Source organism: Acinetobacter sp. YH12106 (assembly GCF_013418995.1).
In the GTDB taxonomy this organism is placed as follows: Bacteria; Pseudomonadota; Gammaproteobacteria; order Pseudomonadales; family Moraxellaceae; genus Acinetobacter; species Acinetobacter pseudolwoffii.
The window spans coordinates 25,233-39,991 of the sequence record NZ_VPAV01000009.1; the positions used below are offsets into that span (position 1 = coordinate 25,233).

A 14,759-nucleotide genomic window follows, 5' to 3' on the forward strand; every position below is an offset into this window, starting at 1 on the left:
TCGATGAGTCAGAGCAATTCGACGAGCAAGATGGCTGATCAGATTAGCCAGCAGGAACTTCAGCATCTGATTACGGTATCGACCGGATTTATTGATGCCTATATTATTGACTGTCATGGCAAAGATCCGATGTTATTGCCACAAAACATTGTGCTGTCAGCGCTGGACAGCAATACCCAGGTCAAGACAGTGGAATGGCATGAAGCAAAATTGCCAGTCTATGCCATCAATGAGCCTTCACGTCAACATGGCGTGGCACTGGTGATTGAAGGTGATGAGATCAATCAGCGTTTTGCCCTAATGTGCAATGAAATGCCGAAAACCATCCGGATTCGTATTTCTGAAGTGGTCGATGTCGATCAGCCGGTGAATGACTCTGCAATTTTCCAATATGTACGAATGAATGAACAGCTGTTCCATATTCCGAATATGACGAATATTCAGGCTACAATCGGGCTGTAATGCAAACTATCAAATATCAAAAAGGAACTCCATGGAGTTCCTTTTTTATTGCGTTATGAATTTACTTAATTGGCGAGTAAATTTACCAAAATCTGTTCATAAATTTCAGCCAGTGGCTCCAGATCGGCAATATCAACATGCTCATTGATCTGGTGAATAGTGGCATTTAACACCCCAAGTTCCAGTACCTGTGCGCCTGTAGGTGCAATAAAGCGGCCATCCGAGGTTCCACCAGAAGTAGAAAGCTCGGTTTCAGTGCCTGTGACATTTAGAATAGCGGTTTTAGCTGCATTGACCAGCTCGCCGACCGGGGTCAGAAATGGCAAGCCAGATAAAGTCCAGGAAATATCATAATCCACACCGTGACGATCCAGAATTTCCACAGTACGTGCTTTAAGTTCTTCGGCAGTCACTTCAGTTGAATAACGGAAGTTAAATAGCAGATTCATGCTACCCGGAACAACATTGGTTGCGCCTGTACCCGAATTGATATTGGAAATCTGGAAAGTGGTTGCCGGGAAATATTCATTGCCATGGTCCCAGACGGTGTCACACAGCTCGGCAATCGCTTTAGAGGCGCTATGAATCGGGTTCACTGCCAGATGCGGATATGCCACATGACCTTGTTTGCCTATTACCGTGAGATTGGCATTTAAAGAACCGCGACGGCCATTTTTGACAATATCCCCCAGTTTATGGGTACTTGACGGTTCACCGACCAGACACCAGGTAATTTTTTCATTACGCGCTTCCAGGGTTTCAATGACCTTGACTGTACCATTAATTGATGGGCCTTCCTCATCTGACGTAATCAGGTAAGCAATTGAACCTTTATGATTTGGGTATTTTTCTACAAAACGTTCTGTCGCTACGATCATAGCTGCCAAAGCCGTTTTCATGTCGGCACTGCCACGACCATAAAGTTTACCTTCACGGATTTCGGGTAAAAATGGATCTGAGTTCCAGTCATCCAGGTTGCCCGTTGGCACCACATCGGTATGGCCAGCGAAACAGAAGACCGGACCTTCTGTGCCTTTGCGTGCCCAGATATTATCGACATCTTCAAAACGCATGGATTCAATATTGAAACCAATCTTTTTTAAACGTTCCGCCATAATATTCTGGCAGTCATGATCAATGGGGGTGACAGAAGGCTGACGTAATAGTTGCAGGCTTAAATCGAGAGTAGCGGAAGAGCTCATGCGGTTTTCAACAGTCGATAATTTTCTCGGCTCTATAATAGGCGAATATCGGCTTGAATGTGAACGATCGATATAAAAAAACCCTATCTGAGATAGGGTTCTATGAGCATTTAAGAAAAAACTAGTTTTGACGGATTTCGTCAGAGGTTTTTTCAGCAGTATTGGTTACCGCATCGCCCGCCTTAGACACGTCTTTGCCCATACCTTTTACGGTGTTACAGCCAGTTAATACAAAAGCCATCATTAATGAAGCAGCAAGAATTTTTTTCATCATCATCTCCGTATAATCAATAATAAAATTATTATGATGTGGAACTTAGAGTAGAAAATATACGCACTAAAAAATATGTGGTTTTCATAGTGCTTCGGTTAATAAATGTAATGCTTTATAGGGGCTTATGTGATGGATATTGAGTTAGTACCGGTTGGCGATACATATAGAAGTCATTGCGATCTATTTTTTTATAGAGACCATCCGTCCACCAGGTCGCAGTCAAACTGCTTGGCTGGGCTTGCGGATAAATCCATTCATGCCGTTGCAGGCGATAGAACGCGTCTTGTGCAGCAGGAATATGCTGCCCCCATAACCCCAAACGACGCTTGGTATTAATCCAGGTGGGAATAGGTTGGTCAGCATGATGGGTCGGCAGATACAACTGTCCCTTCATCACACAAAAACGTTTTTGAATAGAATGTGCTAAAGCTTCATCAAATTGGAACTGTTTTTGTGTGAAATGGTTCATTTTTCTGATTAAGGTATCGGTGCGGTTCAGGCCGTACCAATGCGGCAGACTAAAATCTGCTTCGGCCAGATAATATTTCAGGGCAATTTCCCAGTGTTCAACCAGTCCGGTATCGGTATTAAGGACTAGGAAATCCAGTTCACCCAAGGTTTTTGCACCCTCAATTTGCTGAATACTATGACCGAGTAGCTGATAGGGATGATAAGCATCGTCGAGTAACCAGAACCAGACCAGCATTTCAAAGCGCAGCCCCAAACGCGTGCTTTTCAGTTGCTGCACAAATTCGATTAATTCTTCTGGATGCTGATCGAGAAATTCCAAACGTGGATGATACTGGCTAAGATATTGCTGCCAAGTCTGGCTGTCATGCAGCTCAAAGCGATGTATGAGTTCAAGCTCCTCGGGAATACCGGACAGGATATTCGGACTGCCGACAGCAAATGCCAGTTGCCGTACCAGAGGATGTTGATAACGATGCCATGCTTCTACAAGATTTTGGTTTAAACTGGAAAAAGACATGGTACAACCTGTGAAAAGTGCAGAAATACAACGGACAGTATCGGAAAACGCTTTATACTACCTGAATTCTGCGGTTAGGGTTGATGTATGAAAGTGTTGTTTTGGCGGAGTCTGGTGGTGCTGTTTGTGATCCTGGGCTTTATCGGTGCAATCCTGCCGGGTATGCCAACAACGGTCTTTTTGATTCTGGCTGCTTGGGCGGCATCTAAAGGTTGGCCACAAATGGATAACTGGTTATTGAACCATCCCAAATATGGCTCGACTTTAAGAGATTGGCGGGCACATGGTACTGTACCGCGTAAGGCCAAATGGCTGGCCAGTATCATGATGCTGATCAGCGGGATTATCATGCTGTTTACTACCGCACCCTTGGCAGTAAAAGCCTTTACCAATATCACCATGCTGATTGTGGCCATCTGGTTATGGCGACGTCCTGAACCGGATCAGGTGATGCTTCATCAAGAAACGATTCATCCTGAAAAGACAGAGATAAAGTTAAAGAAAACAGAGTCAAATAAAGTAGATTCAGAGAATAACAAGTCATGAGTATCTTGCATCTGGATCAAGCAGATATCCTGATTGATCTCGCCCAACAAAAGCTGTATTTGCCACGTCTAAACAAGCAATATCTGATTTCCACTGGTAAAAATGGCATTGGTGAAACTGAAAATAGTGGCAAGACCCCACGTGGCTGGCACAAGATCGCTGAAAAGTTTGGTCAGAATGCACCTTTAAACAGTGTATTTATTGCACGTCAGGCGACGGGTGAAATTTATGATGCTGAACTGGCAGCAGAGTTTCCGCAACGTGACTGGATCTTGACCCGTATTTTATGGTTGAGTGGGCTTGAAGCCGGTTTTAATCAAGGCGAGGGCTGCGATACCTATCAACGTTATATCTATATTCATGGCACGCCAGAAACAGAAATGATGGGAGAGCCACTTTCTCATGGCTGTATTCGTATGCGTAATCTGGAGGTCGCTGAACTCTTTGACCTGGTGGGTGAGAATGCCTTGGTGTATATCTCGGAACATGCATTAGATTCAAAAATGCTGAAGGGTGTGCATACTGAATAATGAATCGATCTTTAATGTCATGTGAAAATGATTTTGTTTTTACGGGCGGGATGAGATGATTTAATACAGTTTAAGACATTTATTAATCTGATCCAGATCCTATTTTTACAGCATGAAATGGGTTGAATCATTGTCTAAAGCTAAACTTTATCGCTATTTTTCACATAAAAATAAATGACAGTTGAAAGATTACATGAACACAACGCCGAGTAATTTTAAAGCTTTGTATAATTCTTGATCGGAACTAAAGCATACTGCCTGAGTGAGTCTGAAATCTCGCAAGAGAAGACAGGAAATTTTGTTGTGATTTTCATTTTGGAAATTAAAAAATTTCGGTAGAGACTTAAAAAATAAACAAAAAGTGTTGTTTTTTTTAACAAACAACCTATTTTTTAATCACTCACACCTAAAAAGTGGAAAACATTCCGAAAAGCGTTTGACAGGCTGTGCAGATTCTCTATAATGCACCCATCAAACGATGATAGACGTTTAGAAAGGGCGCTTAGCTCAGTTGGTAGAGCGTCTGCCTTACAAGCAGAATGTCGGCGGTTCGATCCCGTCAGCGCCCACCAAGCTCTTTCATGTTGAGACCTTATAGTTGCAGCGGTAGTTCAGTTGGTTAGAATACCGGCCTGTCACGCCGGGGGTCGCGGGTTCGAGCCCCGTCCGCTGCGCCACTTTAAGATCTTGATTCTCGTTTGCCACAATAGCGACATTGTGTAAATGCAGCGGTAGTTCAGTTGGTTAGAATATCGGCCTGTCACGCCGAGGGTCGCGGGTTCGAGTCCCGTCCGCTGCGCCATTTATACAATAGACCTTTTGAGGGCGCTTAGCTCAGTTGGTAGAGCGTCTGCCTTACAAGCAGAATGTCGGCGGTTCGATCCCGTCAGCGCCCACCATAATCTTTTGCGATGCAGCGGTAGTTCAGTTGGTTAGAATACCGGCCTGTCACGCCGGGGGTCGCGGGTTCGAGCCCCGTCCGCTGCGCCATTTCAAAAGAAATTAAATTTAGGTCCCTGAGCTTAAATTTGATTAAACTAAAGATTGACACTCTTTATCAGGGCGCTTAGCTCAGTTGGTAGAGCGTCTGCCTTACAAGCAGAATGTCGGCGGTTCGATCCCGTCAGCGCCCACCAGATTCTTACGATGCAGCGGTAGTTCAGTTGGTTAGAATACCGGCCTGTCACGCCGGGGGTCGCGGGTTCGAGCCCCGTCCGCTGCGCCATCCTAAGATGAGAAGCTTGGATTCCTGAGATCTGAGTGTTCAATATACCAAGACATTCCTTGTCTTGCGTCATTAAAAACAACGCTGTTGTTTTTCTCAGGGCGCTTAGCTCAGTTGGTAGAGCGTCTGCCTTACAAGCAGAATGTCGGCGGTTCGATCCCGTCAGCGCCCACCATATCTTTCTTGCCTAAACACTGAACATTTCATAGAATTTGAAGTCTATAATAATTTGAAGGTTTCACGACGATGAGAAATCCATATCAGCGCAAGGCAGCGACCAAATCTCAAACTACATACGACCCTCAACACCTTTATAAACAATATATTGAATCGATTGTCGCGAATGCCGGCATTTTTGCGCTTTATCAGGATGGCTGGGCTTTGTGTGCGACCCCTACTGGACAGCGTGCATTTGCTTGCTGGCACAGTAAAGGTCTGGCTCGTCTGCTGATTAAAGACAATTGGGTGAATTACGATATTCAGGAAATTGGTCTCAAGGATTTTGTAGAGAAAGTGATTCCGTTTTTACGTCAGGAAAGTACCATTGTGTCTCTTGATCTGACGCCAGAAGGGCAGAATATTCTGGTGGCACCGGAAAAATTATTACTGGATATCAAAAATTATCTGTATCAGATCTATGTACAAAAGCCGGAACTTTTTAAAAATCCGGATATGCCTTTGCCAAGACACATTCGTTTAAATTAATTTTCTTGTTGTTAAACAGCTTGTTTATTGGAACAGTGAATATTCATTCAGCAGCCAGCCATTAATCAACGCAAAATATTCACGTAGCCATGAATTGTAGCGAGCATTCTGAGGAGTGCTGGCACTCAGACTGATCACTTGCTGATAGCCCTGATGTCTGGCAATAGCACGGGCACGCGGGCTATGAAAATCGTTGGTCACAATCACAATAGGCTCATTTCGGCCAATATTCTGTTGTTGCAAGATCGCCTGAGAATATTGCAGGTTCTGTTGGGTGCTTCTGCTTTGATCTTCTAAGCGAATCGGGTTTTTGAGCTGCGGATAGGTCGTATGAATATAATATTGCATGACTTCAGCTTCGCTTTGTCTTTCCTGGAAATTTCGTCCTCCGGTCATAATCATCAACGTATCTGGATATTGTTCTGCATATTTTGCTGCAGTATCCAGACGATTTTTTAAGATGGGTGAGGGTTGACCCTGGTTAATCCCACTACCTAATACCAGAATCGCTGTAGCCGGTTGTGCAGGAATATTCGAGTTGATCGACATCTGGATATAAGCGAAAAAAATCGCAACACTGATCATCCAGAATAAAAATCCGCCCCAGAGACTGTTCCAGAACAATGTTCTGAGTCGAGAATTTTGTTTCCAGCGCTGAATAGATGAAAAAAGCAGGGCATACAGGATCAGTGCCACAGCAATGATGATAGACAGCATGATACCCAAATGCCTTTGATCCTGATTCAGTAACCAGACGCTATTGATACAGAGGATCAAGCCAAAGATCAGACTGAGACTTCGTTTAAGTTGATTGAGCATCCAAGTTTCCTTTTTTCTTATTCATATTTTTATTATTACTTTTGTATTTTCAAAAACCGGGCTATTGCGCCCGGTTTTTAGTATATCAGTTCATCTTAATATACATCACGGCGATAACGGCCATCCAGACGTAATTGATCGAGCAGCGTTTCACCAAGTATCTCGGTCAGGGCCTGATCGACATCACTGGCCATGCCATTGATGCTACCACAGACATAAATCACTGCGCCTTGGGCAACCCAGGTTTTCAGCTCTTCAGCCTGTTCCCGTAATTTATGATGCACATAGACTTTTTCCTGCTGGTCACGAGAGAACGCAAGATCCAGCCGTTTCAGGGTTCCCATTTGCAACCAGGCCTGAATGGTTTCTGCAAAGAAGAAATCATGTTCACGCTGACGTTCACCGAAGATCAGCCAGTTTTGGGTGTATTCCTGACGGTTACGGGAGCTGAGCAGACTCATTAAACCAGCAATACCGGTACCATTCCCAATACAAATGATCGGACGGTTATCATCAATCAGGTGGAACGATTCGTTGCTGCGAATGCGTAGCGCAATCGGTGCATTGAGTGCGGCATGCTGGGTTAACCAGCCTGAACCCAGACCTAGATTTCCATTCGCATCAGCTTGCTGACGTACCACCAGACGCAGGACTTGCTGACTTGGAATGCTGGCAATCGAGTATTCACGTGATGCCAAAGCCGGTAATTGCTTGAGGAGCTGATCCATTGAATCAAAAGGTTCTGCCTGAGTCAGATCACGATCCCAAAGCGCGCGCTCAATGCTTTGCTGCATAGAAGGCACTTGTGTGCCGGCAGCAATATTGTGTTGTTGCATAAATGCCTGAATACGTTCCGGACTGTTAGCTGGCTGAATCTCGGCAATATCACCTGCTTGCCAGATTGCTTCATGCTCAGGAATCAGTTCGATATTAAAGGCAGGAGCACCCAGACTACCTGGATTGAGGATTTCACGTTGAGTCAGTGTCCACTGATCAAAGGTTTTATCGATACCCATGGCTTGCAGTTCAAGGCGAGTTACTTGTGCCAGTGCAGTATTCCATCGCTGGATGTGCTCGTTATTGGCATTATCCACTTCAATGGTAGTGAATAACTGCTGGGCACCATTTTGCTGCAACCACTGGTCAATACGGTGACCAAAACTGCAATAGCTATCCGGATATTCTTGAGAACCGAGCGCCAACACCGCATAATTTAAATGCCGCAAATCAGCTTTGCCAGACAGGATTTTTTTCTCAAAAGAAGAGGCCAGATCAGGTGCTTCACCTGTGCCATAAGTACTGGCAACAAATAATACCTGCTCAGTTTGCTGTAAATCGGCAAGCGTCAGTTGTTGTACCGCTTTTACTGTTGCCGGTTGACGTGCTTCCTGCAGGGCAGTTGCTGTACGCCAAGCCAGTTGTTCTGAGACACCTGTTTGTGATGCATAAGCAATCAGCCAAGGTTTGGCATTTTCATCTAAGTCAACTGGAGTGACACCCTGACGCGCTGCCAGCGTTAAGCGCTTCTGTTTACGACGTTTCAGATACAGCATCCAGCCTGTCACAAAGAATAATGGCATTAACAAGGCTGCGACCATGGCAAAGAACTGGTAGATCGGGCCGAAGAAGCTGCCACGATGCACCGGTAACATGCTGCTCATGATCTTTTCATTGAGCTTTTTATCTTCATAGAGCTCAACTTCGGTAAATTCGGCTGTCTGGTAATTATAAGTGGCACTGTTCCGCGCACGTTCATGTTGGGCAACCGGATCGACAAAGCTGAGCTGCATGCTGCCGTCGGGTTTTTTGGGAAGATTAAAGGTTACTGTGGAATATTTATCTGAAAATTCAGTATTAAAGCCAGTCCAGCTCAAATCTAGCGCGCGGCTAATCTGTTCTGGATTCATGCCTTCTTCGCGTCCTTCACCACGTGGGCCGCGTTCGCCACCTTGACGTCCTTCACCACGATTATTGCCCGCATTGGCTTGCATGGTAGGCTGTGGACGTTCAACGCCGAGAACTTTAAACATCCCGCTACGCCACCAGTCATAGGACCAGTACAGGCCGGTACAAGCCAGAATCAGGTAGAAAATCACCACCCAGGTTCCCACAACAGCATGCAGATCCCAGATAAAATTACGGCCTTTCAGCTTGGGTTTTACAAAGAACCATTGCTTGATCGAATGACGCTTTGGCCAGCGCAGGTAAAGACCGGACAAGACGAAAAAGATCAGCATTAAAGTACAAGCACCGGTAATCTGTTTGCCGACCGGGCCAACCGTTAAATTACGATGCAGTTGCTGAATAAACTGGAAAAATTCCCGACCCTTAATTTCAGGCAAAACTTCGGCAGTATAGGGATTGATCAGGATGTTATGACCACGCCGTGCTCCCTCTTTGGCAATATTTACAGTACTTGAAGCACTTGGATCTTGTGCCACGCTAATACTGTTAATCTTCATCTCTGGAGTGGTATTTTGAAAATGCTGATACAGCTGAGCAGGCGTAAGTTTGTCACCTTGCTGAACCTGAACCGTATAACTGTCGTTATTTATCCATTTTAAGATTTGTTGTTCATAGGAATAAATTGCGCCAGTGACGCCCATCAAAGAGAGGATTAAACCTGCTGTAATCCCCAGAAACCAGTGGATTTGGAAAAATGTTTTTTTAAACATGGTCGTCAGATTAAGGGTGAGCTTTATAAAAGTGGGCAAATTATAACTGAACTTTAATACTGAATTATAGGTGTTGAGGATAATATTTATTCTCATTATCATTTATTGTTTTAGGATTAAAAAAACCTCCATGCCGGGGCAGGAGGTTTTTTGTTGAAACGTGTACAAGTTTAGATTTGTTTGGCTGCGCCAACTTCTGCTTCTAGATGCTTACGAATCGTGTTAAAAGAAAAGTTTTTGCTGTCCAGACGTTTAGGCAGGATATAAGCACCTTGCTGGCCTTTTACCTTGAAATTGACCAACATGAATTCTGGTGTGTTGTACCATTCATAAATGTCTTTCCAGCTGATCGCACCCACACCTTCCTGCATGCCCATTTTCTGACGCATGATGATACCGTGCGGTTGTACGCCCAGACGAACACCTTTGATTTCCTGTACCGGAAATTCATTCATCTTGCGTTTAACATACCATTCCAGACCAAAGGTACGGATCAGGTAATACAACACCACACAGGCAATCGCCACCCAGCAGAACACGGTTGAATAGTTCTTGAGAAGCAGAAGGCCCAGAATAGAAAGTGCAACAACAGCACCCATGATCAGCCATGCTTTCATGCCAATTTTATTGGTACTACGCCAGATCACCAGCTGAGCATGACGCTGCTCGGCTTCTGAAATTTCATAGTTCACAGGCTGTAGGGTATAAGCGTATAAATTTTTCGCGGTCATAGTGAAACTAGCAGATTTAAAACTGTAAAAAGTTTAGCATTAATTGTACCAATTCAGTGAGTATATTGTTCCAAAATCATCCAAATTATAATGAACCGAGTTCTGTTGCCTGTTCATCACGCTCATGACTCAAACTTTGTTTCAATTGGCTCAACTGGTTTAAAATACTGAACATTAAAGACAGCTGCTGCAAAATGATCAGAGATTTCTGATCTTGTTCCTGATCATGTGACAGGCGCTGACGAATATGGACGATCATATTTTGCGCCCTTAAATCGGGCGTTTCGTCTCGTAATAATGCACCGCGAATGTTCTCTAATGCATTATCCAGTAAATTCAGAATGTCCTGATCCTCAATTCTTCCCCGGTGCGCACCCAGCGCGGCGATATAACTGATAAAGGTATGGTTCAGACACAGGAACTCAAAGGCCAGCGATTTTTGTACCGGATCAATATCCGGTTCAGTGGCCAGGGTCGAAATGAGTGAAGCCACCTCGGCATCGGTATTGTGGGCAGCACGGCGCACAATCCGATATTTCAGGCCATTATTACGCCCCGATTTATATTGCTCGATCACTTCACTTAAATAGTCCGCTTCTGCCTGCAAGCTGCGTTTGATACTGCGCGGCAAACGTCGGAACTTCCAGTCCGGGAAAATAAAGCTGACCCCGAACCAGGCAATGGCACAGCCAATCAGGGTATCAATCATCCGCGGGATAGCCGCAGCAAAGCCCATACCATCCAGATTGAAGTTGATCAAGGCAAGAATCGTAATAAAGGCCGTGGCTTGGGCATACTGTTTACTACGCAATTCAAAGAACAAGATCCCGCTGAACACCAGCAGTAATAATTGTCCTTCGACAGAAGGTACAAAATATAAAATGGCATAACCGAAAATAATACCGACCAAGGTACCGACAATCCGCAGACGTAAACGCCGCTTGGTGGCGTTAAAGTTTGGCTGGCTGACAAACAGTGCAGTTAATAAAATCCAGTAACCATATTCAATATTGCTGACCTGTACAAAGATATAGCTGATTAGCAGCACAATCGACAGGCGGATGGCATGCCGGAACAGCACCGATTCTGGAGTGAGATGCTGTTTAATTCGAACCTTGATGTCGTCCCAGCCTTTCAGGTCATCATCTCTGAGCTGGTTTTCAATATGTTTAAAACGCTCGGCTTTGATACTTTGCTCGGTTTCCAGGTTACGTAACTGGGCATCAATCGATTTCAGGTTCTGAAATAGTGAAAATAAGGCATTAATCCAGACCTGATCATAATGCTGATCCTGACGTAATTTCTCCAGAGACAGCCGAAGATTGTCAAAAGCATGCTTGAAGCGTTTGTTATGTACATAAGGCTTGCGCAGCAGCAAACTTTCGCTCAGGTCCTTGCAGGCTTTGCCCTGAATCGACATGATGCGCTGAAAGCGGAACAGGATGTCGCTGTGCTGGAAAATCTTGGCCAGTTTCTGATAATCAATATGGGCTGAATCGGCACGTTCATGAATATCCTGCGCCACAAAATAATATTGCAGACTGCGACGGGTATCTTTTTGCCCACGGTCGCCTTTTAGACGGGTCAAGAGCGCCGTTTTCATTTCGTTAAAAATGGCAATCAGTTTGCCATTTTCAAGAGAAAGATCAATCATGCTCTGCTGATAACTGGTCGGGGTCATGTCCACATCAAACAGATTGGACTTGGCATATAAAAAGTCACCAAGCGAAGCATAAGAGGTGGCAAGCTTGTCTTGTGCCAACCGGGCAGGGAAGACCAGGAAGCTGAGCGTCGACAGAATGCCGTACCACATCGCACCGATGACCAGCAAGCCGGCCTGCTTATACCATTCATCGAACAGTTCGACACCCAGCATGGCATAGACGGAAACCACCAGACAGCCATAAGAAATTGTGGCATAGCGCCTGCCAAGGGAGCCAAGCAGAATCAGGCCAATACAAGAAACAATCAAGGCCAAGGCGAACAGCGGCGGATAAGGATAGAGCAGATAAACGCCAACCGCAGTAATAAAGAAACCCATGTAGGTATACAGGAGATTGAGAATACGCACCGAAAAGCGGTCATCAATATCGCTTAAACCGGCTGCGACCACACCTAAAGTCAGGGGAATCGTCATCAATTGTTGCCCCATAAAATAGGGAACAAAGGCGGTACCTGCAAATGCCGTCATCATACGCAGGTTATACATCAAGGTCGTATTATAGGTGGTTTGCTTGAGACGAGTGAGCCAAGATTTCAAAAGTCGTCCTTTATACTGCAGTCTTACAGATGAATCTGAATATGCCAATGAAAAATAGTAGGTTTATAAAATTTCATTTCAAGCTAAATCATACTATGCACTGTGTTAACTTGTCTGCATATTAGCGCTTTAAATCTTCATGCTTATGCCATCGAATAAAATCGTACAACCACCTTATGCCATGTCCTGGATTGTTTTGCTAGCGGCGCTGAGTGCGCTCGGGCCTTTATCCATTGATATGTATCTTTCTGCCTTGCCGGCGATGGCAGCAGATTTTGGCGTCAGTACCCAAATGGTCTCGAATAGCTTGCCGGCTTACTTCTTCGGTCTGGCTGTGGGGCAACTAATTTATGGGCCGATCAGTGACCGGATTGGGCGTAAACCACCGCTGTATTTTGGGCTGTGTTTATACATTGTGGCAAGTCTGCTGTGTGTGTTTGCACAGGATGAATGGAGTCTGATCGCTGCACGGATTCTGCAGGCCTTGGGTGGTTGTGTCGGGGTGGTCATGGCCCGTGCGGCCATTCGTGATCGTCTGGATATGCATTCAGCAGCTCAGGCTTTTGCCAGCATGATGATTGTGACCGCGATTGCACCCATTCTCGCGCCGAGTCTGGGGGCCTGGGTGTTGATGTTTTATGAATGGAATGTGATTTTTTTGGTGCTGATGGGCTGCGGTCTGCTGAGTCTGGCCTGTGTACATTTTCTCTTTAAAGAAACTCTGGAACCAGAGCGCCGTCTCAAGCTGAACTTTCAACAGGTTCTAAGTTTGTACCGTAGCATTTTTCAGGATCAAAGCTTTCGACATCCGCTTTATGCCGGCTGTTTTTCCAGTGCGGTGATGTTCTGTTATATCAGTGCATCTTCGGCCATTTTGATGGATCGTTATCAACTGACTGAGCAGCAGTTTGCCTATGCCTTTGGTGCCAATGCCGTCGGGATCATGTTATTTTCGACCTTGAATAAACGTCTGGCTGGGCGTTTCTCGATATTGCAACGCCTTAAAATCGGCATTGTTCTACAGTTAGTGGGTGTTTTTGTTTTAGTATTGCTTGGCTATCTGGATGTAGATTCTATTGCATTGGTCTTGCTGGGCATGTTTGTCGTGGTGGCGTCGATCGGTTTTACTGGCCCGAATGCTATGGCATTGGCTATGGCGAAGCAGGGTGCACGTGCAGGAACTGCTAGCGCGATTATGGGCAGTATGCAATTTGTCTGTGGCTTATTGGGCGGGCTTTTACTAAATTTTCTGGTTTGGAATGCTTTATTAAATATGGCATTGATTATGCTGGTTTTTGTTTGTATTGCCGTCTGGGCAATTTGTCAACTTGAGCTGCCAGTATTCAAACATGAATAAATGCCTGATCTGGCTCTGGCCAGATAAAATCTAAAGATCTGAAAATAAGGCCAAGTCGATAGACTCAGCCTTGATTCAATCACTCATCAATAAATACAGCGAATTCTTCTACCGGGACACGCGGCGTAATAAAGCTGTTAATGATCTGCTCTGGATCGGCATAGCCCAAGGCCATGCCACAGACCAGTTCTTCATGTTCAGGTGCACCGACCAGATCGAGTACGATGGGATGGAAATGATTCCAGGCGGCCTGCGGGCAAGTGTCCAGACCGCGGGCTTTTGCTGCAATCATGACATTCTGGATCATCATCGAAATATCCATTTTCGAACCAATGGCCAAAGAGCGATGTACGGTAAAAAACAGTCCCACCGGTGCATCAAATAATTCAAAATTACGCAGCTGCTGCCGTGCCATTTTTTCTTTTTCGCCTTTTTGAATATTCAGCAAACCATATAAGCCCCAACCATTTTCACGACGACGTTCAATAAACGGCGAGAGCCATTGTTCAGGATAATAGGCAAAGGTTTCTTGGTATTGTTCCGCCAGCTCGGGATTGGCATAGATTTGCATTTGGGCCTGACAGACGCGTTCTACCAGTTCATCGCGTTTTTTACCTGTCACAACATAGACTTTCCAAGGTTGGGTATTGGTGCCCGAAGGTGCGCGGCTGGCCACAGTTAAAATCTGTTTCAAGATGTCTGTACTGACCGGCGTATTTAAAAAAGCGCGCACCGAATGGCGAGAGGTGATCGTTTGATCTACAGCATGAACAAGTTTTTGATCCATTTTGATGTCCAATCGAATATCCATATGAAGTTTTGAATGACTATAAACTAAACAAACAGTAGGGTGGACAGAAAAATTAAATCGCGGGCCAGAATGGAAAAAGTATTTATCAGTGAAACAAAAGATTGATATCTAGCTTGATGTTTTAAATAGCCTCAGTCAAATAGTCAGGACATTGGTTAAAAAGCTTTGATGAAA

13 protein-coding genes and 8 tRNA genes are annotated in these 14,759 nt (G+C 44.9%); 13 read left to right on the forward strand and 8 right to left on the reverse strand.

All coding sequences use genetic code 11. The features are described from left to right. Positions 1 to 3: 3 nt before the first annotated feature. Positions 4 to 462, forward strand: coding sequence for a hypothetical protein (locus tag FTU45_RS08855; protein WP_180076288.1), 459 nt, complete (start codon positions 4 to 6; stop codon positions 460 to 462). Positions 463 to 527: 65 nt separating this feature from the next. Here FTU45_RS08855 and dapE read toward each other — a convergent pair whose 3' ends face one another. From dapE to FTU45_RS08870, 3 genes are all read right to left on the reverse strand, one after another. Then, positions 528 to 1,664, reverse strand: a complete 1,137-nt coding sequence (gene dapE, locus FTU45_RS08860) for a succinyl-diaminopimelate desuccinylase (RefSeq protein WP_159138274.1) — start codon at positions 1,662 to 1,664, stop codon at positions 528 to 530. A gap of 121 nt (positions 1,665 to 1,785) precedes the next feature. Next, positions 1,786 to 1,938 (reverse strand): entericidin A/B family lipoprotein, encoded by a 153-nt coding sequence (locus tag FTU45_RS08865; protein WP_004280704.1) that lies wholly within the window; start codon positions 1,936 to 1,938, stop codon positions 1,786 to 1,788. 112 nt (positions 1,939 to 2,050) lie between these two features. Next, positions 2,051 to 2,926 carry a DUF1853 family protein gene (locus FTU45_RS08870; protein WP_180076289.1) on the reverse strand — a complete coding sequence of 292 codons (876 nt, stop codon included), beginning with the start codon at positions 2,924 to 2,926 and terminating at the stop codon, positions 2,051 to 2,053. 87 nt (positions 2,927 to 3,013) lie between these two features. On the opposite strand from FTU45_RS08870, the gene FTU45_RS08875 reads away from it, so the two are divergent. From FTU45_RS08875 to FTU45_RS08925, 11 genes are all read left to right on the forward strand, one after another. Continuing rightward, a complete protein-coding gene (locus tag FTU45_RS08875) occupies positions 3,014 to 3,472 on the forward strand; it encodes a YbaN family protein (protein ID WP_100329126.1) in 459 nt (152 codons plus the stop codon). Further along, on the forward strand, positions 3,469 to 4,002 hold the full coding sequence (elsL, locus tag FTU45_RS08880) for a cell wall-recycling L,D-carboxypeptidase ElsL (protein ID WP_180076290.1): 534 nt from the start codon (positions 3,469 to 3,471) through the stop codon (positions 4,000 to 4,002). The genes FTU45_RS08875 and elsL overlap by 4 nt, the downstream gene beginning before the upstream one ends. Before the next feature lie 496 nt (positions 4,003 to 4,498). Next, positions 4,499 to 4,574, forward strand: a tRNA-Val gene (locus FTU45_RS08885). Between the two features lie 28 nt (positions 4,575 to 4,602). Further along, positions 4,603 to 4,679: transfer RNA gene (locus FTU45_RS08890), tRNA-Asp, on the forward strand. Positions 4,680 to 4,727: 48 nt separating this feature from the next. Next, positions 4,728 to 4,804: transfer RNA gene (locus tag FTU45_RS08895), tRNA-Asp, on the forward strand. Between the two features lie 21 nt (positions 4,805 to 4,825). Beyond that, a tRNA-Val gene (locus FTU45_RS08900) sits at positions 4,826 to 4,901 on the forward strand. A 14-nt stretch (positions 4,902 to 4,915) separates the two neighbouring features. Next, positions 4,916 to 4,992 (forward strand) — tRNA-Asp (locus FTU45_RS08905). Positions 4,993 to 5,062: 70 nt separating this feature from the next. Next, positions 5,063 to 5,138: transfer RNA gene (locus FTU45_RS08910), tRNA-Val, on the forward strand. A gap of 12 nt (positions 5,139 to 5,150) precedes the next feature. Then, positions 5,151 to 5,227 (forward strand) — tRNA-Asp (locus FTU45_RS08915). A 99-nt stretch (positions 5,228 to 5,326) separates the two neighbouring features. Further along, positions 5,327 to 5,402 (forward strand) — tRNA-Val (locus FTU45_RS08920). A 71-nt stretch (positions 5,403 to 5,473) separates the two neighbouring features. Beyond that, positions 5,474 to 5,932, forward strand: a complete 459-nt coding sequence (locus FTU45_RS08925; protein ID WP_005097833.1) for a DUF2750 domain-containing protein — start codon at positions 5,474 to 5,476, stop codon at positions 5,930 to 5,932. 24 nt (positions 5,933 to 5,956) lie between these two features. Here the strand turns inward: FTU45_RS08925 and FTU45_RS08930 are convergent, their stop codons facing one another. The 4 genes from FTU45_RS08930 to yccS all read right to left on the reverse strand — a co-directional run bounded on the left by FTU45_RS08930 (position 5,957) and on the right by yccS (position 12,417). Continuing rightward, positions 5,957 to 6,751 (reverse strand): YdcF family protein, encoded by a 795-nt coding sequence (locus tag FTU45_RS08930; RefSeq protein WP_180076291.1) that lies wholly within the window; start codon positions 6,749 to 6,751, stop codon positions 5,957 to 5,959. A gap of 95 nt (positions 6,752 to 6,846) precedes the next feature. Then, positions 6,847 to 9,426: a sulfite reductase flavoprotein subunit alpha gene (locus FTU45_RS08935; RefSeq protein WP_180076292.1), complete on the reverse strand. Its 2,580-nt coding sequence runs from the start codon at positions 9,424 to 9,426 to the stop codon at positions 6,847 to 6,849. A gap of 170 nt (positions 9,427 to 9,596) precedes the next feature. Beyond that, a complete protein-coding gene (locus FTU45_RS08940; protein WP_005169724.1) occupies positions 9,597 to 10,157 on the reverse strand; it encodes a YcxB family protein in 561 nt (186 codons plus the stop codon). 85 nt (positions 10,158 to 10,242) lie between these two features. Next, the gene (gene yccS, locus FTU45_RS08945) at positions 10,243 to 12,417 is read right to left on the reverse strand and encodes a YccS family putative transporter (protein ID WP_074383432.1); all 2,175 of its coding nucleotides are present in this window, start codon (positions 12,415 to 12,417) and stop codon (positions 10,243 to 10,245) included. Positions 12,418 to 12,556: 139 nt separating this feature from the next. Here yccS and FTU45_RS08950 point away from each other — a divergent pair, with 139 nt between their 5' ends. Further along, entirely contained in the window at positions 12,557 to 13,774 is a 1,218-nt protein-coding gene (locus tag FTU45_RS08950) for a multidrug effflux MFS transporter (RefSeq protein WP_180076293.1), read from the forward strand. Positions 13,775 to 13,853: 79 nt separating this feature from the next. Here the strand turns inward: FTU45_RS08950 and FTU45_RS08955 are convergent, their stop codons facing one another. Then, entirely contained in the window at positions 13,854 to 14,561 is a 708-nt protein-coding gene (locus FTU45_RS08955) for a nitroreductase (RefSeq protein ID WP_005097826.1), read from the reverse strand. Positions 14,562 to 14,759 lie beyond the last annotated feature (198 nt).